General features: G+C 55.6%; 18 protein-coding genes. 5 read left to right on the top strand and 13 right to left on the bottom strand.

The features are described 5' to 3' along the window. Positions 1-18: 18 nt before the first annotated feature. Positions 19-741 (bottom strand): type II secretion system protein, encoded by a 723-nt coding sequence (locus Q0J85_RS07970; RefSeq protein WP_294480086.1) that lies wholly within the window; start codon positions 739-741, stop codon positions 19-21. Next, entirely contained in the window at positions 738-1823 is a 1086-nt protein-coding gene (locus Q0J85_RS07975) for a substrate-binding domain-containing protein (RefSeq protein WP_294480089.1), read from the bottom strand. Before Q0J85_RS07975 ends, Q0J85_RS07970 begins: the two co-directional genes overlap by 4 nt. A gap of 341 nt (positions 1824-2164) precedes the next feature. Here Q0J85_RS07975 and Q0J85_RS07980 point away from each other — a divergent pair, with 341 nt between their 5' ends. After that, positions 2165-2368, top strand: coding sequence for a hypothetical protein (locus Q0J85_RS07980; protein ID WP_294480091.1), 204 nt, complete (start codon positions 2165-2167; stop codon positions 2366-2368). A 78-nt stretch (positions 2369-2446) separates the two neighbouring features. Here Q0J85_RS07980 and Q0J85_RS07985 read toward each other — a convergent pair whose 3' ends face one another. From Q0J85_RS07985 to Q0J85_RS08030, 10 genes are all read right to left on the bottom strand, one after another. Continuing rightward, the gene (locus Q0J85_RS07985; RefSeq protein WP_294480094.1) at positions 2447-7312 is read right to left on the bottom strand and encodes a hypothetical protein; all 4866 of its coding nucleotides are present in this window, start codon (positions 7310-7312) and stop codon (positions 2447-2449) included. Between the two features lie 394 nt (positions 7313-7706). Then, the gene (locus Q0J85_RS07990; protein ID WP_294480095.1) at positions 7707-8495 is read right to left on the bottom strand and encodes a type II secretion system protein; all 789 of its coding nucleotides are present in this window, start codon (positions 8493-8495) and stop codon (positions 7707-7709) included. 274 nt (positions 8496-8769) lie between these two features. Further along, positions 8770-9759, bottom strand: coding sequence for a glycoside hydrolase family 130 protein (locus Q0J85_RS07995; protein WP_294480098.1), 990 nt, complete (start codon positions 9757-9759; stop codon positions 8770-8772). A 17-nt stretch (positions 9760-9776) separates the two neighbouring features. After that, entirely contained in the window at positions 9777-10793 is a 1017-nt protein-coding gene (locus tag Q0J85_RS08000; protein ID WP_294480100.1) for a LacI family DNA-binding transcriptional regulator, read from the bottom strand. 489 nt (positions 10794-11282) lie between these two features. Next, positions 11283-12683: an MFS transporter gene (locus Q0J85_RS08005; protein WP_294480102.1), complete on the bottom strand. Its 1401-nt coding sequence runs from the start codon at positions 12681-12683 to the stop codon at positions 11283-11285. Continuing rightward, complete coding sequence (locus tag Q0J85_RS08010) at positions 12683-15664, bottom strand: hypothetical protein (protein ID WP_294480104.1); 2982 nt, start codon at positions 15662-15664, stop codon at positions 12683-12685. The genes Q0J85_RS08005 and Q0J85_RS08010 overlap by 1 nt, the downstream gene beginning before the upstream one ends. A 90-nt stretch (positions 15665-15754) precedes the next feature. Then, positions 15755-16468, bottom strand: a complete 714-nt coding sequence (locus Q0J85_RS08015; RefSeq protein ID WP_294480106.1) for a prepilin-type N-terminal cleavage/methylation domain-containing protein — start codon at positions 16466-16468, stop codon at positions 15755-15757. A gap of 106 nt (positions 16469-16574) precedes the next feature. Beyond that, positions 16575-17726 carry a GntR family transcriptional regulator gene (locus Q0J85_RS08020; protein ID WP_294480109.1) on the bottom strand — a complete coding sequence of 384 codons (1152 nt, stop codon included), beginning with the start codon at positions 17724-17726 and terminating at the stop codon, positions 16575-16577. Between the two features lie 183 nt (positions 17727-17909). Further along, a complete protein-coding gene (locus Q0J85_RS08025; RefSeq protein WP_294480114.1) occupies positions 17910-19916 on the bottom strand; it encodes a sialate O-acetylesterase in 2007 nt (668 codons plus the stop codon). 118 nt (positions 19917-20034) lie between these two features. Further along, on the bottom strand, positions 20035-20793 hold the full coding sequence (locus Q0J85_RS08030; protein WP_294480117.1) for an SDR family NAD(P)-dependent oxidoreductase: 759 nt from the start codon (positions 20791-20793) through the stop codon (positions 20035-20037). A gap of 188 nt (positions 20794-20981) precedes the next feature. Between Q0J85_RS08030 and Q0J85_RS08035 the strand changes: the two genes are divergently transcribed. The 4 genes from Q0J85_RS08035 to Q0J85_RS08050 all read left to right on the top strand — a co-directional run bounded on the left by Q0J85_RS08035 (position 20982) and on the right by Q0J85_RS08050 (position 23858). Continuing rightward, positions 20982-21710, top strand: a complete 729-nt coding sequence (locus Q0J85_RS08035; RefSeq protein ID WP_294480119.1) for a glycosyltransferase family 2 protein — start codon at positions 20982-20984, stop codon at positions 21708-21710. 74 nt (positions 21711-21784) lie between these two features. Next, positions 21785-22102: a 50S ribosomal protein L21 gene (gene rplU / locus Q0J85_RS08040; RefSeq protein ID WP_294480122.1), complete on the top strand. Its 318-nt coding sequence runs from the start codon at positions 21785-21787 to the stop codon at positions 22100-22102. A 22-nt stretch (positions 22103-22124) separates the two neighbouring features. Further along, on the top strand, positions 22125-23021 hold the full coding sequence (locus Q0J85_RS08045) for a phosphoribosylaminoimidazolesuccinocarboxamide synthase (RefSeq protein WP_294480124.1): 897 nt from the start codon (positions 22125-22127) through the stop codon (positions 23019-23021). Positions 23022-23099: 78 nt separating this feature from the next. After that, on the top strand, positions 23100-23858 hold the full coding sequence (locus Q0J85_RS08050; RefSeq protein ID WP_294480126.1) for a sulfite exporter TauE/SafE family protein: 759 nt from the start codon (positions 23100-23102) through the stop codon (positions 23856-23858). An 11-nt stretch (positions 23859-23869) separates the two neighbouring features. Here the strand turns inward: Q0J85_RS08050 and Q0J85_RS08055 are convergent, their stop codons facing one another. Then, on the bottom strand, positions 23870-24256 hold the full coding sequence (locus Q0J85_RS08055; protein WP_294480128.1) for a hypothetical protein: 387 nt from the start codon (positions 24254-24256) through the stop codon (positions 23870-23872). Between the last annotated feature and the right edge of the window lie 43 nt (positions 24257-24299).

Consider the following 24299-nt stretch of genomic DNA (forward strand, 5'->3'; position numbering starts at 1 on the left):
AATCCCCTCCCCCCGAATTCAGTACAAATAAAGTTCCCAGGCCACTTTCTGCGGCGTGACGAACTCGACATGCAGATCGAACATCAGCGCATTCTTGCCGTCGTGGCGCAGATCGGGGAATGTATCGCTCGAAATGCCCATGTAATATCCGCAGTTGCGGATCGACGGATGCACATAGCCTTTCTCATTGGTCAGATGCCTCCCGAGTTCACTGACAAAAATGATCTTGCTGTTCGCAAAACGCGGGGAACGGCTTTCCGGCCGAACCATGTAATTGGAGGTCGTAGTCGGAACTTCGTCCACGCACTCGGACGGCTTGAATCCGAAATTCTGCGAAAGGTAACTGAACGCATTCATCGCGTAGGAAACCGTGTCGGAGAGTCCGTTGCTGCCGTAAACCACCTCGGTCGCCTTGCAGAAAAGCGCCCCCTCCCGCGCAAGTTCGGTCGATCGCGTCCAGTCGGTCGGATTTTCGTTGCTGCCGAGATACGGACGGATACGGTGATACCAGCGCTGCAGGTTCAGTCTCTCTCCCACCGGCTGATCGGCGGGCGGAAACGTCCCCTGATCACCCGCATACATCGCCAGAGCGGCCCCGATCTGCTTCAAGTTGTTGACACACGCCGTTTTCGTCGCGGAAGCACGCGCTTTCTGCAATGCCGGCAGCAGCATCCCGGCCAGAATCGCGATGATCGCAATCACAATCAACAATTCAATCAATGTGAAGCAATGACGTTTCATGATACGGCTTCCTTTCTGAGTTCTGTGTTGATATCCGAAACGCTCTGATATTCGAGAATTTCCGGTTTGATGCAGATCTGGCAGGGAAACGCGAGGTCTCCGCGGAGCTGGTGATCGATGATGTCGAGGACGGCGGCAGCCTGCTTCGGCAGCGGCGAGTCGACCGAACTGATGCGCGGCGTCTCATCCGGAATCGAGTCGAAACCGTAACTGAGCAAACTCAGTTTCCCGGGAATGTCGACGCCGCGCCGCTCGAAAAAGGCAAGAACCTCCCGCGCAGTGGCGTAACTGCAGACGAAAAGCGCCGAGATTCCGCTGCCGAGAATTTCGTCGCCGCGACGTTCGAGATAACTCCGGATCTGAATGCAGGAGTCCACCCCTTTCCGGATTTCCGCATCGAAGAGAGAGACCTCGCAGCCGAGTGTTGCGGCGCAGAGCCGCAGCGTCCCGGTCATGGTCGAGAGCGTGTAGCTGGGTCCCTCGCTCAGGAGGACGCCGATCCGGCGATGCCCGCGGCGATACAGATAATTGGCCGCAGTCATGCCGGTCTCCGTCAGATGCGAACCGACACATTTGATGTTGAACACCGGCAGTGTCGAACGGCAGAGCACGATCGGACGCACCGAACTGGTCAGAATCTGTAGCTGCTCCGCCGTGAAACTGTCGAACCGAACCGGATCGAGAATCACTGCATCCGATTCAAAATCAGGAAGTTTTCGATAGATATCGGCATCGACCGGATAACGGACGACCTCGCAGCAGTATCCACGTGACAATGCCTCTCCGGTCATGGTGCGCTCCATCGCTTCGATCGAATGCGACGGCCAGTCCGGGCGCAAATAGAGAATCCGCGCCCCTTTTCTCGAAACCGCCCCGCGGGTCACGAAACTGCCCCGGCCGACATAAGAGACGATCAACCCGTTCTGCTGCATCCACTTCAGTGCCGGCGCCGCCGTGAACTGGCTCACATTGTATTCGCTCATGATCTCACGCAGCGTCGGGAAACGGGCGCCGTCCTCAAGACGGGATGCCCGTTCCACCAGCAGGCGGTACAACTGCCTGGATTTCGTGGTTTTATCCATCTTTGAATCCTTTACCGATACAATCGACTCAAATGAACCACCGGAATCGCTGCGTCAACCGGAAAAAATTGCATTGTTTTACGATTCATTCTGTTTTTATTATGATCGATATCATCCGGAAAGTCAAGAGCCGTTTGAAAAAATCAATTTTTCTTCCGAAACCACCGCGGCGGGAAAGTTTCCGGCCCGGATTTCCGAAAAAAAGGACTCCAGGGTACAGCGTCAGGAAGAGGAAGAGGAGAAAGTTCCGAAACACTTCCTCCTCTTTCCACTCACTTCACAAAAATACCCATCTTTCCGGCATCACGGGGCAGAATACCGGAACCGAGATTCACTTCACGATGCGTTCCGGAAGCATCGCAATCGATCACCTTGATCGAAAATCCGCTGCCGGCTTTTGCGTCACCCCGCGGGATGCGCAGTTCGGCATCGATCCCATTCCGGCATCTGTTCCAAAGTCAGGATACACCATGCGCAATGCAACGCGCTACTCGGCCTTTTCTCAAAAGATCATGACCGACCCGCAATTGTTTCCGTTCAACTGAACACGACAACCGTCCGAAACCTGCCATTCCTCCGAACAGTTCCGCCAGAAACGCCTGTTACTCCCGGGTCACCTCTTGTCAGCGGGCGAGTAAAATTCCCATTCGGTCGGAATTGCGCTTCCGAATTCCATATCCCAACTCAAGGATCTTGTCTGGACGCTTCTCTCCCCGGTCGATCACCAGAAGACTGAATGGAATGTCGCCTTTTTCCGGGCACTCGACTTCCACATCGTATCGAATTTTGTTCCCGATTCGAACGATGGAGCGTATTGCGTCCGGGCATTCAACCGCCGACTCCAGCCCATACCTGCCATCCCAGCGGTAGGAGCTCGGTTTGTCCTCTTTCAAGGCGAATCCATATTCTCTGTATTTTCCGTCGGTGACCATACCGAAAACCAGACAATCGCCGCCTTCGCGAATATATCCTGTAGTGCCGGTTTGAATCGGGGAATCGTCTTCCACCTCGGCAACCAGCCTCAGTTTTTCTTTTCCCCGGAAAAGCTGCCAGTTCATCGTCGGAGCATCCGGTAGTTTGGTGAGAAAAGCCGGTTCTCCCACGACTCCAGCCGTATATGGTTGCGCGCAAAAGCCGAAAAGCGTCTGAGAACTGCTGCACTCGGAGTCGTCCAGCTGCAATTGAACCAGATATGGAGTCGGATTGTTGAACGCGCTCGTGAACTGCCAGGTTTTGGGACGGACTTGAACAGGGATCTGTTTGGTTTCCTCAGGGGACAGTTCACAACTCTCCCCCTCCGGCAAAGTGAAATCATACCGCCCGGTGGATGGCATGATCCGTACGGATTGTTTCCGGCCGGTGTTGTTCTTCAGTTCAATAAAACTGGTGTAGCCGACAACACTTACCGGGCCGGCAGTACGGGCAGTCAGCATCAGCGGCACAAGTTTCCCTTCTCCACATCTGCCGCCAATTCCGGCATCGCAGAGTCCGAATGGTTTTTCCGCCTTCATGATCGCGGCGACTTTCCGTGTTTCGCCGGGTGCGAGCCGGTAGACCCCTCCCCGTTCAAAAGTTGCGGCAAGTCCTGACGGGCCGGTAAACTGAAGTGTTACCGTCTGTTCCTGATTGCTGTCATTTCGGAGAATCAGAGGAAGGTTGCGTTCCTCTCCGATGGTAAATTCAAAATCGAAATTGTGAGTGACCATCTCCTGAATCAGCCAGACGTTTTCGGTAAATCCGTCATCGCGGGATGGCGTTTCCCGGGAAGACTGAAATGCGGCGATAAAATTCGGAGTTGCAGCAAGCGCCTTCCCGTCAACATGTTCAGCATAACGCACGAAACGATCGGCCAACGTGTCCCTTTCGGAAGCGGAAAGCCGATTTCCGAATTGATCTAAAACAGTGAAACCAGTTTTTTCCGGAAGCGAAACCGTTTTTTCTTCAAATCCGGTATTCCAGTACACCGCACAATACGAACCATCTTTGCGAAGAAAAACGTAGCAATGAACGGCTCCGTCCGCCAGTACGGCACGCCCGACCGGCTTTACGTCGATATAAAACCGGTTTTTGAATCCTTCGGCCGGAAAAATCGCGGTGGCGTCTCCCCCCGGAAGCATCAGGTCGCGGTCGGTATAAAAGCAGTTGCGTGCGATTCCGGCGGTCAGAAGAATGGGCAACCGCTTGGTCTGCATTTCCTGCAGAATGGAAAAAGAGTGCCTGACCAGTCCCGATTCCGTATCCCACACCTCCCACCCGGGATACAGCTGGTCATAAACCCGGCGGCGGGCTAATATGTCTTCCAACGCGGTTGAATTATACTCAAAACGGTAAAGATGAACCGTAAAAATTCCGTCGGCAAACAAATTCCGATTGAGCTTCTGCATCGCGGTGGGAAAATCAGTCGGCATGTTGTTCATTGCTCCGAGAAATACGCGCGAAGAGGGAGAACCCGCCTTCACCGCATGAAACACCGGACGGTAATAGGCCGCATAATCACGCCCGTCGGGAATCGGCGTCCAGAGAATATTCGGCTCGTTGTCAAAGCCCCAGTAGTTGATGGAACCATCGGCCAGGCGAACCGTTTCACGAAAATATTCGATCAGATCGGCGGGCTGAGTTGAAATTGGTTTTATCCCGCCGGGAACACCGCGTGTCAGGCTGGTGCAAGTCTGAAATCCGGCTTTCTGAAATTCCTTCGCGACAGGGACGGGAGAGGTGGTCGTCAGTGGTTTATAATCTTTTCCCAGAGTGTTGAACCCCCCGAAAAACACAGTTCCATAACCGAGACTTTTCAAAGTTTCGACCATATCCTTTATGCTTACCGGCGGGGTAAGGGAGTACGCCTCCTGAAACCAGATGCCGGAGGAACGGTTCTGCCCACCTTCACGCAGAGTGCGGCTGATATAGCGTTCGCGGTCGGCAAGATATCCGCCTTTTTCATCACGGACTTTAAGCGTGACATTGAAAAAGCCGTTAGGCAGACCGGGGATCTCATGCCGGAGAACGGTCGTGCCTTTTTTCAGTTCCAAAGGGATCCGGGTCGTGTAAACACTGCGTTTGTCAAAAAAACTTGTCACCGCAAGTGTCGCTGTCGCCTTGATGTCTCTGGGGGTGTCAAACGTTATCTCCAATTCCGCTTTTTCCCCCTGAGGAAAATCCGGGTAAAGGTGAGGAACCTTTATCATCGCGTCAAAATCGACCGGGAGACGGCGGCTTACGCGCAGGTTGCGCAGATACAGTGTCTTACCCGGAATCTCGCGCTGCGGCAGAAAAAACAACAGTCTTCCGTTCCGCATATTTTCCCGAATCAAATCAGGGACTACGCCACTGACCTTCACTTTTGTCCACTCCTGTGTCAACGGCGGCGGTTTAGTCCCTTCCGGGAATTTCAGGTGGAACCCGTTCCAGTTGACCTGGGTAATGAAACCCGCATGAGGCGCGGAACTCAGCTGACCACGGTCGACGCGCCCTTCATATTCAAATTCAATCGTCTCTCCGGGCATGACGCTGAAACAGGGAAAGACGGGAATCACTGTTTCTATGAAATCGGAAAACTTCAGAGAAAAAACGCCGTTCTCCACACCGACCACCGTATCCGGCTGGTGTTCCCAAAAGCAGATGGAGTGTATATCCGGCGGCATCGGAGCCAGATTCAGGCGTCCGGGGTAGACAGGAGTAACCTGGTATTCATTTTCCCCGCCCAGAAACATTCTGCGGAATGCGAATTTTTTCTGACTTGTGAAACGAAACGGGGCATAACCCAGGGTTGACTTCCAGGATTCCCCCGAAGGATCCAGTGGGGAATACCCCAGCCAATGTTCCTGAGAGAGTGTATCTGCGTCCTGATATGCGGCATTGAACGTAAGCTCCAGCCCGTTGAACGGATGAATTTTCCGTACATCGGTCTGCAGCGGAATCCGGAGCAATGCCTTCCAGCCGTGCTCGATGACTTCTGCAAGCGCATTGCATTCGCCTTTGATTCGCGGTTTGAAATCCGGGGTCATGGTAACCATGTAGTGTTCGAGCTGCGGAGCCTGTTGTCTTTGGCGGCTCCGTCCGTAAGGGGAGAGAAAAAACTCAAAGCAGTCGCGTTCATGCAACTGCTCGTAATTGAAATTGAGTTTGTCGTCAACGGCAGTAAAAAACACATATAAAAAATCCGGATCGGCGGCAAGGGAGAACGTTGCCCTGCAGTCATCCGCGAGAAACGGACTTTTATCGTTTCCCCGCGACACCAGTTGATAAACGGGGCGCTCCGCCCAGAAGGCGGCATTCAAATCGTAGGGAACGCAATCGAAAATTTCAACTTCCGCCCAGTCAGGGCGAGCGGGACCGGCCGGAGAGACTTCTTGCTTCATAAAACGCAGGGGAATCCCCCGAATCGCAGCGTCGGTCGGAGTAAGCCCCTGTAGCTCCAGCTTGAAATTTCGTATCTTGAGCTTCGGTGCGCCGTGTGACTCGAAGAGGATTCTCAATCTGTCCGGAGTCTCGCCGTTCTCCGGGATGGTGATCTCTCCGCGGAGAGTTTGAACTCCCCGCTTCTGCTGGATAACGGCGCTGGCTTTTGCCGCATCTTTCACGCGGATCGATTTGCCCGCAGCATCCAACAGAATCAACGCAGCCCGGGTAAATTTCATATTGCTCAGCTCTCCATCGAGCTCAACCTCGGCAGTCATCACAAACTTTTCACACATGCGGGGAGCAAGCGGGAAATGCGCGATTATTCCGGAATAGCTGTCGGAGCGGAATGTCAGACTGAATGTCCCGTCGGGGAGAACCACGTGATCCAACTTGCCGAGCTGGAACACCTCCGGATCGGAAAACGAACTCTGATCAGCCAGAACGATTGTTCCGGAAGGTTCTTCCTTTTCCACAATGTCCACTGGAGCCGGAGCGCTTCCCGGAGCGGCCGGAGCCGGTTCGCCGGCTTTCGCTTCCGCGGGATTGGAAGCGGGAATAAACCGGAAATCCGCATTAGTGATGGCAAGAGGACAGGCACCGTGGGATTCAAACTGGACACGATATGTTTCCGCGCCTTCGGGGACAGAGATGTCCAGGTCAATGTTTTGACCCCCGGCAGTCCGGGATAGAACAACAGCAGCATTGGATGAAGTCTTTACCGTTTTTCCGTTCTTATCGAAAAACGACAAGTTCACACGGCTGAATTTATTGTTCTTGAAATCTCCTTTCCAACGGCAATCGGCATGAAAGACATACCGGCCTTTGCCGTGAACAGCCCTCTGCTGAAGCATGGAAGAATATCCGTTTTCCAGAAAGTAAAAGACATATTCATTCTCTTCATTCCTGCCGGGCCGGTTTCCGCGCATCCAGTGCTCTTCATCGGCAAAGCCTTTCGGTGTCATCAAATTTATGCCGGAAGAGGTTTTCTCCGGAATTTCCGCACCTCCCACCAGGGTTAGAAGAATCAATGCAGCTGCAACAGCGATTTTTTTCACCATTTTATCATGATCCCAAATTTTGTGAAACACATTTGTAATTTCCAATGTCGATGACGACGTTACCGATAATCTTCATGCAGTTTTGCCAGTAGTCCTCCCAAGCTCCGGCGTAAGAAAACCATCTCAATACAACTGTCCGCAATCTCCATTGCGCCCCTGCCGCACAGAACTTGTGGAGCCTCCCGAATATGGCATGACAGATCCGCCCCCCTCGGCGTTGACTGAGTCTGTCGGCTGGCTGATTTCACCTTGCCCTGTTCTTCCGCTCCGGTTTCAGTGGCCATGCAGTCTCAAAAACAAGTGGGCGCAGCTTCATTAGGCGGCGCGCTCACACCGCGGGAACCAGCATCCAATATATATCATTGCAGACAAACATTTTACGCTGCTTTATCCTGGTGAGAAATTGTCAGAACCGGCCAGGATGTCACCGGTAAAACCCCGAATAATCTCCGCTGAAACGCCCCCCCAGGCAAAAGGCGCCTTGCTGCGCGATTTCCGCAGCTCGACACAATTTGATGTGTCCGTCCACAAAAAGCCAGTTTTCTCCTCGCCGGTGAAGCCCGGAGTTGATGTTGTTGGTTTGTTTGATCGTCTCGTCCGGCGTGATCAACGCCGGAGGATTGTTCCCCCTGAAAAAGTAGTTCCTGCTGTTGTCATCGCCGAAAACCCCGTCCGTGAGCATCCCGCATTTCGACGGCTGGATGAAACGATGCCTATAATGAATCGTACCGTCGGCGCCAAGCGCCGGACTTCCAGCGCTCGCCTGGTAGCCAAAGTAAAAAGAATAGGCATAATCAGTGGCTTTCCACGCCTCCTCTGATGGGCGGCTCGGACAAAAATACAATGGACTCCTTCCCTCTTGAGCATTGTATGCATTGCCGGATTTGACATAGGAGGTGATGCCGGAGTAGTAGGGGGAATCCGAGCTGATTTTCTGGCTCAGCCAGACCGCGAAGTAGCCGGAACCCTTCCTCCCCTGCGCAACTGGAAAGGCTTCGTTGTTATCGGTTGCATACAGGGAAAACGCCATGCCTAACTGTTTTTGATTGCTGGCGCATTTGATGGCGTGTGCACTTGCGCGCGCCTGATTCAGGGCAGGCAGCAACATTGATGCGAGAATCGCAATGATTGCAATCACAACGAGGAGCTCGATCATCGTAAATGCCGCTTTGACCGCTGTGAGGTCGTGGGTGGCGGGGGGCGTGTCCGCCATCCCCCGCGCTTCCTGCGTCCGGCAAGATGCCGGGTACAGGGCGGTCACGGACGGGGCTGCGATCGGTCGACACGTAGAGTTTCCCGGCTCATGAACACGGACGAGGTTGGCTGGTACGGGGAGAGACGCGGCTGCCATAGCCGCTTTCTCCCCACCGAACCCCTCTCTTGACTGCGGAGCGGAGATGCGACGGAACTTGTATATTTGACAAGTTCTTACCATAAGGAGCTCAATCAATGTGAAGAATTTGCATTGCATGGTCACCTCTCCTGAGTTAGATGGCTGCATATTTAAGAGTCTCTATACTGCCTTCCCGTTTTTCCCTGGGAAAAAACGTCTCCGCGAGCGGGTTGCCGCGGCGGCAGGCGGCAATGAGGTCGTCGAGCTTCGCCGTCGCCAGGCCGACACAGGTATCCGCCGCGCCGTAATAAATCTTCACCGTGCCATCCGGCTCAAGCAGCGCATTGCAGCCGAACGTCACGTTCGGGACCCGCCCCTGCATCTCGTACGGACGATCGGGCCACAACACCGGCATTCCGCCGCGCGCGATGATCCGGGAGGGGTCCTCCAGATCCAGCAGCATCACCCCGAGGCGATAGATGTAACCGTTGCAGGTGCGGTCCACTCCGTGATAAATCGCCAGCCACCCCTCGTTCGTCCGGATCGGGACCGCTCCGCCGCCGATCTTGTGCGAGTCCCAGCAGCCGGGGCGGGGTGTCATCAACACTTTGCTGCCGTACCAGTTCGAGAGATCGTCCGAATAACTGATGCACATGTCGCTGGGTTCGAGTTCATCGTCACCCATCGGGCGGTCGAAACGGACGTACCGGCCGTTGATCTTCTCCGGGAACAGCACGGAATTCCGATTGTTCCGCCCTGTTTCCGCCTGCTCGATCCGCACGAAACGGCGGAAATCTTTCGTGCGGACCACTCCGGTGCGAACGCCGCGTTCCTCGGCCTGACTCGCGTACATCAGAATATATTCCCCGCCGATGAACGTGATGCGCGGATCGTAAATGCAGTTTTCGGGCCCGGAAGCCGGGGTCGGCCAATCTGCAATCGGGCCCGGATCGGGCGTAAAGTGGATTCCGTCCCGGCTGCGCGCAATCCAGAAGACGATCGGTGTCGCAGCCGTGGCGGCATCCACCACGAGCAGATACTCCCCGTTGTGACGGATCGCCCCGGGATTGAACACATACATGATGTCGGACGGAAACGCTTCCGGTCCGAGTACCGGATTGCCTGCGAATTTCTGAAACAACATGGTGAAACCCTCTTCTTTCATTCAACCGGAATGGAACGGACGCTTTTCCGGATAATCAGCGAACAGTTCAATTCCTCATTTTCCCTGACTTCAAGCCCGCGCAGTTTCTTGACGAGCATCTCGACCGCGATCCGGCCCATATCCCGGGTCGGTTGACGCATCACGCTGACCGGAACCGGGAAATCCTCGAGTTCCCCGTCCTCCTCGAACGAGAGCAGCGAGACATCCTCCGGGACATGCAGCCCCGACTGCGACAGTCCGGCAATCAGCTTCCGGCTCAACATGCTGTTGGTCGAGAAAACCGCAGTCGGAATCCGCTTCATATTGACCAGCTCGGAAATCGCTCCTGAAACCGAATATCCCTCCATCGAGCGGAACTCCCGAATCCAGATCTTCGCGGGGTCTCCGCCGAGCTGCCGGACCGTTTCGCAGAATCCCTCGATCCGCTGTTCCTGACAGATGTCCGTGCGCGACATCGAGACGATTCCGAAACGGCGGTGTCCGTTGCTCCACAAATAGTTGGCGGCATCGCAGCCGGCCCGGAAACTGTTTGAACTGACCCGGCAGGAAATGCCGGAAAAATTGCCGATGCTGACGACCGGGATTCCGAGTTTTTCGAGCTTTTCCGAGACCGCGTAGAGCAGATCGAACTCCGGGATCAGCAACCCCTTGAGTCGATGTTCCCGCACGAGTCCGGCGATGTACCCGATCCCGAGTGATCTCGGACTCAGGGCGATGATCTGGGCCGAAAAATTCTCCGCGGTCAGTTCCTCCATGATCGAAGAAACCAGCGTGGCGTTGTAGTTTGTATTCAGAAAATCGCGATAGGCGAACATCACGAGTCCGACGCATTCGGGAGTCTCGACATCATCCCCGGCGGCGAGAGAACGTGCGGCCCGCAACTCCTCGATCACTTTCTTGACATGTTCGACCGTGGTGGAGCGGTGCGCATATTTTCCGTTCAAGATCCGCGAGACGGTCGCGGTACTGACCCGGGCCCGTGCGGCGACTTCCTTGATTGTAGTGTGTTCCATAAGCATACAGCGTCCTCCTCCGGCCGATCCGGTCCGGCTCTGTGTTAATTATACCGGAAGCGATGTAAAAATCCAAGAAAAATCTGCAAAAAATGTAATTTTATTTTTACATAAATTTACATTTTCATATTTAAGAATCTATATTTCAATATATTACAAATATATCTAATCGTCTCTTCCGTTTGCAATCGATAAGCGTGCAGAGTGGAAGTGTGATTCCTCTGTTGCCGGAGGAGAGAGAAATGTTCTGAAAGCGGATGGCTGATGATACGCGGCTTCGACAACCGCATTCGGCGTGATTGCCGGGGAAAGACAACGATACGGCTTTCCGTCATGCAAATTCAGCGCACAACGACAGCCGTCATCGCGTGTGCCGATCACGGAAAAAAGGTTGGATAACAGCAAAGACGCAGGCCGGAACTGAATTCTTTGCAGAATAGTTCCCGGCCTGAAAACATTCAACTGCAGCGGAATTCAATTTTGCTCCGCTCAGGAATCCTGTTCATCGCGGGAGTTCAGAGTTTTACGAACTTCCTGCATCCGCCTCTCGTTGAGCGGATAAAATGCAATTAAGACGATCGCCACAAACATTCCGCTTGCAGGAACCACGGCAGCAAGAATACGCATCGCGAGAATCGTCCCCGCCGTCTGCGCCGCCCCCAGAGCAATGTCGAAACCGCACCAGACCAGAAGGAGCCCGGAAAGAGCCAACGCCAATGTCAGTCCAACTTTGGAGAACCAGCCGTAAATCGCACTGAACATCGCCTCTCGTCGCGATCCGTTGGCAACCTCATCCAGGTCGCAAACATCAGCCAGCATCGATTCACAAAGCATCAGCACACAACTTATGCCCGGACCGTTCAAAACCGAGGGAATCAACTGCAGCGCCGGATAGTTCGGATTGATACACCACCAACTCGATATCGATCCGGAAAAGGCCAGAATCATCGCAATGAGAAAAACGGTTCTCTTCTCCAGCTTCCGCGAAATAAAAACAACGATCGGCAGAGAAACAAGCGATGAAATTTTCCAGAGAGTTCCGCTCAGTCCGACATAGACCGAAGCCTCTTTCTCCACCCCGTTGAAGATATAAAAGATATTCAAATACGAACAGATCGCGCTCGAAGCATAAAAACCGAAGAACATCAACGTCACGGCAAAAGTGAGCAGCAGAAACGGTTTGTTCTGCACCGTCTCCCTTATGCTGCGCCAGAGAGGGATCTTCTCCTGTCTTGCAACTTTCGCATCGTAACGTTCGCGACAAAAGGCGATTGGGATCACCGTGAAAACCAGGATCCAGAGCCCCATGCCGAACCCCAGTACCCGCGCGCCCTGAAGCGTGTTTTCAAAACAGGAACGGGTTGTCAGCCAGTAAATCCAGGGCAGCAAAAAACCGCCGAGAGCATCCACAACCGCTTTATAAGCAAAAAGATTGGTACGCTCATGATAGTCGTCGCTCAAAGCCAGTCCAAGACCGCCATAAGGCACAAGGAAAAACGTGTTTCCCGTATAGAAGATCAGCGACATGACCACCAGATAGAAGAACATCGACTGTTCCCCCCAGAAAGAGGGTACCCACCAGATCGCCATGAGACTCAATGCGGAAATAATCGCACCGATCAGCATGAACGGCTTGCGTCGTCCCCAGCGGGAACGGAAGTTGTCTGACAAGAAACCAACCAGCGGATCGCTGACGGCATCCCATAAACGCGGAATCGCCGCCGCATAACCGATCAATGCAGGACTCACCCCAAGCGCAATATTGTAAATCGGGTTGAGCAACACATTCAAGATATTGTTCATCAGGAGGTTGTTCATATTCCCGAGGCCGAATGCGATCTTTTCTCCGACCCCGAGTTTCTTCTCCTTGTCTCCGGGAGCCATGCTCATCACTCCGCACTCCTTTCCGCCGGAAGCAGTCGGAACGACCAGACTTGCGGATCGCTGTGGCGAATCGTCAGAATCCCGTTTTCCTTCTCGATCTTGTCGAAACTGTCTTCCACAGGCTCGCCGTCGGCATCGAGGGCCGCGACTGCAGCATCATGAATTCCGAGCGTAGCAAGATCAATGGAGACGAACCCCGCCTGCTTCTGGGGGAAAAATCTGACGCGCCATCCACCATCACGCTCTTTCATGACGGAAACCGCGGCATTCGTAATAAGCGGCCCCTGCTTGACAACCGCATTGCCGTCGTTGGCAAACTGCGGCGAAGCCCCTTCCGCTCCGCGCCCCATCGCGGCGGTGCCTTTCGGTTCAAGAAGCCAGTCGTAATTGCGGGAGTTCAGGAAATAACCGGTTTCATCTCCGTAGTAATCGAACCAGACGTCGTTGACCTGGTTGGTTTCGGCAGTAAATCCGGGACCGGCGGCGTAAAAACCGAGCGGGGCAATGGATTTCCCCTCTACCTCCCAGATCTGATTCGAGAAGTTCAGGAAGAGTTCAGAACCGTCCGCGAACGTTTCGCGCAGTCGTTGAATCTCCGCTTTCGGGCGCAGCACCGCCTGACTGGAAGTGAGCCTTGCACCATCGGCCGTGTAGTAGGAGATCGCGCTGAGCGACCGCGAACAGAGCCGGGAGACCAGACGGCGTTTCTGATAATAGTTGACAGCGGCAGGGAGAATTTCGCGTTTGATCTTGTCATCCATGGTCGGAGAAGTCAGGAACGCGACCTCCTGCAGCGAATAACGCGCATACTCCGGCGCGGGCAGCGGGCAGTTCTGCCAGTCGGCCACGTAGCCGCGCGGATTCCAGCGCTCAAAGTATCCCGCGCCGTGCCAGGTGGCCAGCGGACGAACTTTCAGGAGCAGGAAGTCCAGAATCAAACTGGAATTGTAGTTCGCCTGCCCCATCACCGAATCGATGTTTCCGGTATGAATCCAGCTTGTGAGCGCGTAAGCCTCTCCGAAGACCGGACCGCCGTAGATGTTCCGCGCCATCTGCCAGAGCCGGTTGGTCGGCAGCAGTGTTCCGCGAGTCATCCCCGCATCCGGGACGCCGGGTCGGAAATCGACCCGCCACCACGGCAGATGCGTGCTGTGAACGTCGAGAAAACAGCCGTTCGTTCCGATCTCCCGCCGAATTCGATTCATCATCGGTTCGGCATATTTGCGGATTCTGGACGGAGCCATCTCTCTGGAATCGGCCCAGGCGTTCTGGTAAGAGCCATCTCTGAGAACCAGCAGATCGGCCTCGTTCCACTGCGGAGAATCCGGATAAAAATCCTTGTAATTTTCATGCAGTGCGAGAATCTGCCCGTTTTTCCGCGCGATCATGGCGGCGGCGCGCAAGGTCTCCAACCCGCCTCGAGACGCGGACGGCGGCATCACCGACGGATATTTGCGGTCGAATCCGGCGTTCTGCCAGCGGTGCATGAGCACGATCAGATTGTCCATTCCATAGCGATGATACTGCTCAAACAGATCAGCGAGCTCATCGAAGTGGCCATACCAGAATTCCATCACCATGGAATCGGCGATTTTCTCCCGATACGGCGAAACCGGATTGGGAATGGAAGGCAGCACCTTGGGGAGTGCGTCGGAAAGCGTCACAACGATCGTCTCGGAGAGCGGTGCAAACCGATTCGCAACCGCTGAATATGTGATCGCCGGATAAGGCGCAGTGCTGTTGGTTCTGGTCCAGTCCACGTAATAAGAGTAGAACAGACGGGAATCCGCCAGAAAGAAGAGATCTCCGGCAAACCCGAGAAATGCGACCGGATCCATGCCGCGCATGGCCGTGTTGTGCGCATCGGAAATTTTCAGAACTCCCGCGAGTTTCGGCGTGTCGATGCAGACCGGCCCGCCTTTCCGCGACGAGAGTTCCAGACACAGCGAGCCGCCGGAAAGCGAAAGTTTCATTTCAACCGGCAGCGTCTGATCCGGGGTGCACCACTCACCGGAGAGACGCAGCGTGTTCCCGGCGAGACGTGCGGACTTGAGTTTCCACTCAACCGGGTTGCCTCCGAGCTGGATCGACCAGTTACGACCGATCTGCAGCGGAGCGGCGCCATTCACCTGCGCAGCGAGCGAAGCGACTCCCCTCGCCGCATCAATCGTATAAGTGTAATCAGTTCCGTCAACCTGATTCCGGAACGTGAAGAGCTCTCCGTCGCGGGAGACCTGCGGTTTGCCGGCGGGACGCTGTGGAGCGACATTCGCCGCTCCGTCCCCTTTGAGAAGAGCTAGATCGACTTCGCGCGCCTCTGGTTCCGTAATTTTAAGCGGTTCGGCGCCGACGACGATCGACAAATCGTCGATTGCAAATTCCGGAATCGCCTCACTGCCGATGAGATTGCTGCGCATGAACTCGATCCGGCTGATCCGGCCGAAATCCTCGGAATTCTCATACGCGACGAAATAATCCGCCCAGGTTCCGTTGCCGGAGGGATCCCCCTGACCATTCTGTTCGCATTCCCAGAGAGTTTCGCCGTCCGGGTTGAGGAAGCGGACCTTGCTGGTTCCGGTCATGAAATGCAATACGAAACCGACCGCTTTGACCGGCTTTGCAAACGAAATCGATGCAGTCACCGCTTTTTCCCGTCCGGTCCCGACAAGAGCGTTCGGAGAAGAAATGAAATATCCTTTTCTGGACTCACGCCGAAATCCCCGGAACGTTATGCGATTGCCTGCGAAAGCGACATTTTCGGGTATTTCCGGAAAGGACTCCGAATCAAAATTCAATGTGAAGTGTTCCGCGGCGCGGAACTTTTCAAGCGACACGTTGCCGAGCGTGGCGTCGATCTCGTCAACGCCAGACGGCGCAATCGGAATGTTCTTCAACTCTTCAGCGGAAATTTGAAAATCCGCGGCATGGGAAGAGCAGACCAATCCCGCCAATGCGATCCCGGCGGTAAAATACTTCAAACTCATCATAATGGATCATCTCCGAACCATTCCACCATCACCCATCTCCACCGGAAATAAGCGGAGAGACACGAAAAACTCTATGTTGAAATCAGAATGTCACCATCCCCAGACATCCGAGAAAATCAACTCTTCGTTGCTGGTAACCTGCATGATTTTCGACTGAACAACGTTGCCGACGTGACCATCTACGAATCCGATCATACTGCGCCCGTTGTGTGGTGAAAGAGTGGGATCGAAAAAGGATTTCTTTTCCGCTTTCTCACCAGTGGCATTTGCCACTACGCTGCGCTCTTCGGCACTGTAACCACTGGCAAGGGAGTAGTTGGAATCGCCTACCAGAAAGGTGATGGTCGGCTTTGCAATCTTCTTGAGCGGCAGTTTCTCAGGATGATTGTTGCTGCAGAGGTAAGCATTTTCCGCGTAGGAAACAGCTATATCTTCATCAAGAATCATATATCTGTGATGAAAATTGTTGGAGTTTCCGGGACAGGCAAAAAGATTTTTCGATGCATATCCCCCCTCAATCAGCAACCGGACCCAGCTGATGTTGACATCCATTTCGGAGTCGTAGGCATTGGCATAAGCAATCCGGTTCCCGGCGTCCGCATCCGCGTACATCAGCTGCGCGGTGGAGAGTTGCTTCAGATTGCTGACACAATTCGCCTGTTTGGCAGCACTTCTTGCCCGGTTCAGTGCCGGGAGCAGCATGGAAGCCAAAATCGCGATGATCGCAATTACAACCAGAAGTTCAATCAATGTGAAGACTTGAACCGACACGTTCCTCTTGGAATTTCTGACATTGCTGCTCATAACGGCACCTCCATTTTGAGAATTATCTGTTTCGGTATAACCACCTGGGAATTATAATCATCCGCTGTTTCCGACAACGCGCAACCGCCTCAGGCACACAATCGCACTACTCGGGACGAACGCACACGGAATCCCGTTCGACCAGCAACGGTCGAACCTGATAACGAGATGGAGTCCCATCCAGAGAATGGCTCTGCTCATCTTTTTTCGCAATCCGGGCGAGGATCAACCGGGCGGCCAATTTGCCCGTCTCGACAAAGTTGTGCTCGATCGTGGTCAGCGGAACCGGCAACCACCGGGAACAATCGACGTTATCAAATCCGACCAGCGAAAGATCTTCGGGGATTTTAATCCCCATATCCGCCGCAATATGAAACAATTCCACGGCGATGAAATCGTGACTCATAAACAACGCAGTCGGTCTCTCCTCTTTCGGCAGCGCAAACATATTTTCAAGCGCCCAACGCAAGAAAGCGCTCTGGTGAGCGGGGATCTTTTCCGTCGGAAGTCCCGGGACATTCGGGATCACGGCAATCAGTCGCGGGTCGAAAACCGAATGCGGGTCCCGGGTTGCCGCGAAGATGTATCCGGAAAGTCGTTCCGCGAGGCTGCTGCGGTCCGGCGTCAATGTCAAATACCCGATACGGCGATGCCCATGAGCGATGAGATACTCCACCGCCATTTCAGCCCCGGCAAAATTGTCAGTACCGATAAACTCGCCCTGATATTCAGGATAAAAACTGTCGAGAAGAACCAGCGGGAACCCTTTTGCCTGCAACTGATTGACAATTTCGCAGAACCGTCCCAGCTGCTGCGACCAGAGGATACAGCCGGCACATTTTCCGGTTTCAGCCTTGTCGAGTTCCGCCAGCAGTTCCTCTTCGGAGCCGCAGAACGCGATTCCGGTCTGGTAGTTCGTCTCCTTGAGTTCGGCGCAAACCCCCTGCAACAGCGTGTTGCTCGCAAACGACTGCTCGTAAATCGCACCGGGCAGCAGACATTTGATGACCGGATTTTCCCGCTTGCCGTCGATCGTCTCAAATTTCTGGCTGCAGACGAAAGTGCCTTTGCCGCGAATTCGCTTGATGAGCCCGGCTTCAATCAGCTCGGAAAGCCCCTTGCTGACCGTCATACGGCTCGCAGAGAACTCCTCGACAAGTTCCAGCTCGGTCGGAAGCTGGCTCCCGAGAGAATAGACCCCGTCGTTGATCCTCTGGCGGATCATTTCACCGATTCGTTTGTATGCCGGCTGTTCCAATTTGTCTAGCCTTTCTTTTTTATTTGTCTATATTATGCATCATTTTTCATCAAATGTCAATAGCAAAATGAAAAAAAATTCAAAAAAACAACGCTGTTCACCTCAAAACGAGGAGATAAACAGCGATTTACAAACTAGACAAATCAAGTCATACCAGCTAGACATTACATCCGGAGGCTTCCATCACGGCAGATCCGCGAACATCTTTTCATAATCGACCGCATCCGACCGGAACGGTATTGCCGGGAATCCCTCCCGGTTGACGAGGTTGACCCGGCAGAATCCGGCAAACGCATAGCGCACCCGCTGCGGCTCCGGAACCGAGGCTGAAGTCAACACCACCGTGTCTCCCTCGATCCTCGCCTCGGCCGGGTACAGTTTCCCCGCCCGGTCGCCAAGCACAAACCCTTTCGGCGATTCGCCGTCCGTCGTCATCAGGCCGGAACCGACATTCCGGAAATAAACCCGGACCGCATGCTCCTCCTGGCGGAAACCAGCGAACTCCGGCCCGTCGCACGCCACATCTTTCCCGTAAACCATCGCCTCGGCTTTGCGCGCGAGCCGCAAACCGAGCGTCTGCTTGTCGCGCGGATGAATATCCGAATGGTCGCCGCAGTCGAACGAAACAACCATCCCCACCCCTTTCCGGGCACGCGGCATCGCCGCCTGGATCTCGCGCGTTACGGCGAACGGCGGGAACTCCTCGACCGGCAGAGAATCGACCACGGAATCCGGCAGCCGGTTCTCCGGCTGATGCTGCACGTAAGAGGCAAGCTGCACCAGCAGAAACGGCATCTCCGGATCGTTCCAGTGCTCGCGCATATCGTCAATCAGCATCTTGTGCAGCGGATAGTAGGTGAATTCCCCGTTGTTGTGGCACCCCTGATACCAGATCGTTCCGCGCACCGCAAGACGGAACCACGGATTGAGCATCCCGTTGAACAGCGTCGAGGGATAGTTCGGCCCGTTCGGGCTGCGGTTCGCACCGAGACTCGGGACCGCCGGGCGCACCGGAAAATCCTCCGGCAGCACGAACACCGGCAAAATCTTCCGCTCAGGTTTGATCGGAAGCGTCTTCCCATCGAGCGAGAGTTCCAGCTCCGCCGTGCAGATACTGCCCGTCGCGTAGTGATCATCCGCAATGATGGCGATGCAGTTCCGTCCGGCCCGCACGCAATGCCCCGGCACGATGTACTCACGCAGGCAAGCCCAGAATCCAGGTTTCTCCACGCCGGTCGATCCGATCAGCTCCCCGTTGAACCAGGTGCGGTCGACGTCGTTGACGCTGCCGAGCTTCAGCACCAGCTCCCGACCCGCGGCGCGTTCTGGCAGCTCAAAACAGATCCGACAGACATAACGACCCGGACGCGGCAGAGAAACGCTTTCCCCGCACTCCTCCCAGCCGGAGTCGTCGAAATCAATCCGGACAAACTCCTCTCCGGAGTTCCCGTTTCTGTCGAACTGTTCGAGCCAGTCGGACAAAGCGCGGCACGCCTCGCTTTTCGTCCACTCCTCCCAGGCGTGTTTCTCCGCCTCGGTGTCGGAGTCGCGCAGCGGCGTCCAGTGTTTCTCCTCGAACTTCCGGGCGGAGATCCACGAGGCGATATCGGTTCCGCCCCAGGCCGTGGCGATCAGGCCGATCGGAACGTCAAGATCCTTTTCAAGTTCGCGGCCGAAAAAGTAGCCGCACGCTGAAAAATCCGCCACACTCCTCTCGTCGCAGAGCTGCCAGCCGGGGCCGCTCACATCATCGAGCGGCCCGTTCGGCGCAAGACGGCGGGTCAACATCGCGTTGAACAGACGAATCCGCGGATTCTCTGCGGTTTTCAGCACCTCCTGCGGATTGGAAACCCGGAAAAACGGATTCGCCGAATCGATCGGCATTTCCATATTGGACTGCCCGGTGCACATCCAGACTTCCCCGATCAGGATATCTTCGAGGACGAGCGGCGTCATCCCGTCCGCCCCGCTCACAACCAGAGAATGGGGACCGCCGGCTTCCATCGCGGGAAACTCCGCACGCCAGACGCCGGACTCCCCGGCCACGGCAGTGACCGTCCACCCGGCGAATTCGACCCGGACAGCTTTCCCCGATTCCGCCTTGCCGGAAAACACAATCGGCCGCTCCCGCTGCAGAACCATGTGGGAAGTAAATACCCGATACAACGTGAAAATTTCTGAAAATTCCATGACCGCAACCTTTCCGTCCGCACTTCATGCAAAATTGAATGAAGAGAGAATATAACGTCCTCCGGAACACTTTTCAACGCCGGATTTACAGTTTGAAACGTTTTTTCTCCGGGGGAGATCAGACGATTGTATAACCGCCGTCGGCCATCACGACCGCGCCGTAGAGAAACGACGCTTCGTCGTCGACGAGGAACCGCACGACGTTCGCAATCTCCTCGGGACGGCCGAACCGTTTCAGCGGCTGCAGCGCGAGGAATCCGGCCATTCCGCGCGCCTCGTCTCCCGTATCGCGCGCGCCGTCATGCAGTCCCGGAGTGTCCACCGTTCCCGGTCCGACCGCATTCACCCGGATATTATAAGGCTGCAGCGCGATCGCCGCGGCGCGCGTCATCGAGGCGATCGCCCCTTTCGAGGCGTGATAGGCCAGATAGCCGGGAGACCCCACCACCGCGAAAGTGGAAGCGAAATTCACGATCACTCCGGGCCGTTTCCGGGCGATCATGCGTTTCGCGGTCTCCCGCAGGAAGAGAAAACTTCCAACGACGTTGATCCCCATCACCCGCTCAAACTCTTCGGTCGTCGTCTCGAGCAGCGGTTTGTTCAGCTGCCACGCCGCGTCGTTCACAAGGATGTCGACCGGGCCGAATTGCGATTCAGCCGCGTCGAGCACTGCCAGCACCTGTTCTTCCTGCGAGACATCGCACGGAACGAAGAGTGCCCGGCCGCACGCCTCCGCGAGCTTTCGCCCGTTCACGCCGTCGATATCGGCGATCACAACGTTCGCCCCGTCCGCGGTGAAACGCCGGACCACGGCTGCCCCGATTCCTTTTGCGCCGCCGGTCACGACGGCGGTCTTTCCCGTCAAAGATGATGTCATGATGTTCACTCCTGATTTTCACTTTCCATAATGTAGCACGCTTTCCGCGTGACACAAAGATCCCGGCCGGCCGGGCACAGAAAGAGGGGCGGCGGGAAGCGCATTTTGTGGAAAATCCCGGAAATGCGGTTGAAAAAAAATTTCCGCGTGATATGTTTTGAGCATTTGTCATTGATTTGGAGAACTGTGTGAAAATCTCGATCGTCACCATCGTCCGGAACAACGTCTCCCAGATCGGAGAGACCATCGATTCCGTCCTGAGCCAGGAGTATCCGGATCTGGAGTATATCGTCATCGACGGCGCCTCGACCGACGGCACCGTCGGAGAGATCGAAAAACGCCGGGAGGGTCTCGCCTGCTTCGTGAGCGAACCGGACCGGGGGATCTATGACGCGATGAACAAGGGAATCGCGCGCGCGACCGGCGACGTGATCGGGTTGATCAACTCCGGGGACCGCTACCTGCCGGGGGCGCTGAAACTGGTCGAGAAGAGTTTCGCGGGACGCGACCTCGACAACTCGATCTTCTGGGGGGACGTGATCTACGAGAAAAAAGGGCGGGTTCGCGGCTTCCGGCCGGAGAACCGCTACCGCGGGGCGTTCGCGCCGCATCCGTCGATGTTCGTTCCACGGCGCGTCTACGAGCGCATCGGCGTCTACGACACCTCGTTCCGGCTGCTCGGGGATTACGACTTCATGTACCGGGCGGTCAACCATTGCGGCGTCGACGTGATCTACGTTCCGGAGCCGGTCGCGTTCTACCGGGAGGGGGGACTTTCCGACCGGAATATCGTCGCATGTCTGCGCGACGAACTGCGCGTCAAACTCCGCTATGGACGCCCCTCATGGCTGGCCCGAACCGAATATTTTCTGAAGTTAATCAAAAATCTGCCGAGAATCGTGCTTGCAAAATGTTGAAACGGGATTATATTAACCGGATGTATGTAAGTTGAAAACAAATATAGACAAATCACTCTCAAGGAGCACAATAAATGACGTATGCGATCATCAAAACCGGCGGCAAACAGCTGAAAGTCAAGACGGGCGACGTGGTGGACATTGAGAAACTCGACGCCGAAGTCGGAGCGAAAGTCACGTTCGACGAGGTCCTCGCGATCGGCGAAGAGGGCGGCAAACTCAACGTCGGCACCCCGAAAATCGAGGGAGCGACGGTCTCCGCCGAGGTCAAGGATCAGTTCCGCGGCAAGAAAGTCGTCGTTTTCAAGATGAAGCGCCGCAAGGGCTATCGCCGCACGCAGGGCCATCGCCAGAGCCTGACCCGCGTCGAGATCGGCGAGATCAAGGGCTGACCCCGCAGGAAGCAGGTGTGTCATGCAGTATGATGCGAACGGGGCGCTGCTCTCGACCGAAATTCCGGGCGTTGCCCTGATCAACCGGGGCAAGGTTCGGGACGTTTACGACCTCGGCGACGCGCTGCTCTTCGTGGCGACCGACCGGATCAGCGCATTCGATGTGGTTATGCCGTGCGGTGTTCCCCGCAAGGGCGAAGTGCTCACGCAGATCTCGCTCTTCTGGTTCGACCTGATGCGCGACATTCCGAACCATCTGATCACCGCCGATGTGACGACCCGCCCGGAACTCGCGGCTTATGCGAAAGATCTTCAGGGGCGTTCGATGATCGTCCGCAAGGCGAAAGTCATGCCGGTCGAGTGCATCGTGCGCGGCTATCTCGTCGGCAGCGGCTGGAAAGATTATCAGAAGAGCAAGACAGTCTCCGGCATCAAGCTGCGCGACGGGTATCAGCAGGCGTCGAAGCTCGACACGCCGCTCTTCACGCCGTCGACCAAAGCCGAGATCGGCGCGCACGACGAAGCGATCTCCTATGAGGAGGTGGCCCGGCTGCTCGGCGAGGAAAAGGCGTCCACGCTGCGTGATCTCTCGCTCAAGATCTACACCACCGCCCGCGATTACGCCGAAAAACGCGGCATCATCGTGGCGGATACGAAGTTTGAATTCGGCGAACTCGACGGGAAGATCATTCTTGTCGATGAGGTATTGACTCCGGATTCGAGCCGTTTCTGGCCTGCGGATCAGTATAAGGTCGGCACGAGCCCGGTCAGTCTCGACAAACAGTACGTCCGGGACTACCTCGAAACGCTCGACTGGAACAAGACCGCGCCGGGCCCGCAGCTGCCCGCCGACGTGGTCAGCAAAACCACCGAAAAATATCTGGAAGCCTACCGGATGCTCACGGGGAAATCCCTGTAAAGAGGACGGGAATCGGCGGAAGAACCTGGAAAAGGGCGGCAGATCGCCGCCTTTTTTCATTCTGAGGAAACGGAAATCATGTTTGCAGAACTCTATGCCGGAATGGGTCCGGTGCAGATTGCCGTCCTGATCGCGAGTGCGATCCTCATCGGAATCAACAAAACCGCGATTCCGGGAATCGGCGTACTGCCGGTCATCATGCTGACGATGGCGTTTGAAAGCCGTCTCTCGACCGGACTGCAGCTCATCATGCTCGTGATGGCGGATCTTATGGCGGTCTCGTGGTATCGACGCAAGGCGGACTGGCGGATCATCTGGCGGCTGCTGCCGTGGGCGTGGACAGGACTCGCGGTGGGCGCGGTGGTACTCTGGCTGCTGCCGGAGGGGAACGACCGGATCATGCGCATGCTCATCGGCGGAATCGTTCTCGGCCTGGCGCTGCTGAATTTCGTCCGCTCCCGGATTGCGCCGGACAAGATTCCCACGGGGAGAGTCGCCGCCGGGTTCTACGGCACGCTGCTCGGCTTCACGACCCACCTCGCAAATGCGGCGGGGCCGGTGGCAGCAATCTATTTTCTCGCCATGAAGCTCCCGAAAGAGAAATACATGGGGTGCAACGCCTGGTTCTTCCTGATCATCAACTGGACCAAGATGCCGCTCTTCCTCATGGACGGGCGCATCACCCTGGAGGCGCTGAAAGTCGATCTCACGATGATCCCGTTCCTGCTCGTCGGCGGAGCGCTCGGGATTCTGCTCATCTCGAAAATGCCGCAGAAACTCTTCGAGAACATCATTCAGGTCATCGTCGTGCTCTGCGCGATCTATCTCTTCTTCTGACCTCGTCCGGATCAGACGAACTGCGAAATGAGGACCAGTCGCTGCAGCAGAAAGGTCGCAACGGCAAAAACGATCGTCCAGATCGCGTAAACAGTGAGGTCGGGAATCCGATGGCGGTTGACCGCCAGCACCTGCAGAGCGATGAGAACCGCCGCCGCCATCGTCACAACCGCCGTTCCGCCGAGCAAAGCATACCGGACCGGGGGAGGAATGAGTCCTTCCCGGCAGAGCCAGGCGATCAGGACCGGCAGAGCGAACTGTGCAAGCAGCGCCCAGGCGAGCCGGAATCCCCTGCGGTCTTTCACCTCGGTCAGGAGACACCACGCCTCCAGCAGGATACATCCCCCGGCAATCAGGCTCAGACTCGAACAAATGGCTATCGCATCAAAGAGTTCCATTCGCCGCACCTCCGGAGCGGAAACGACACCACCACCGCCGCCG

The organism is uncultured Victivallis sp. (assembly GCA_944389935.1).
In the GTDB taxonomy this organism is placed as follows: domain Bacteria; phylum Verrucomicrobiota; class Lentisphaeria; order Victivallales; family Victivallaceae; genus Victivallis.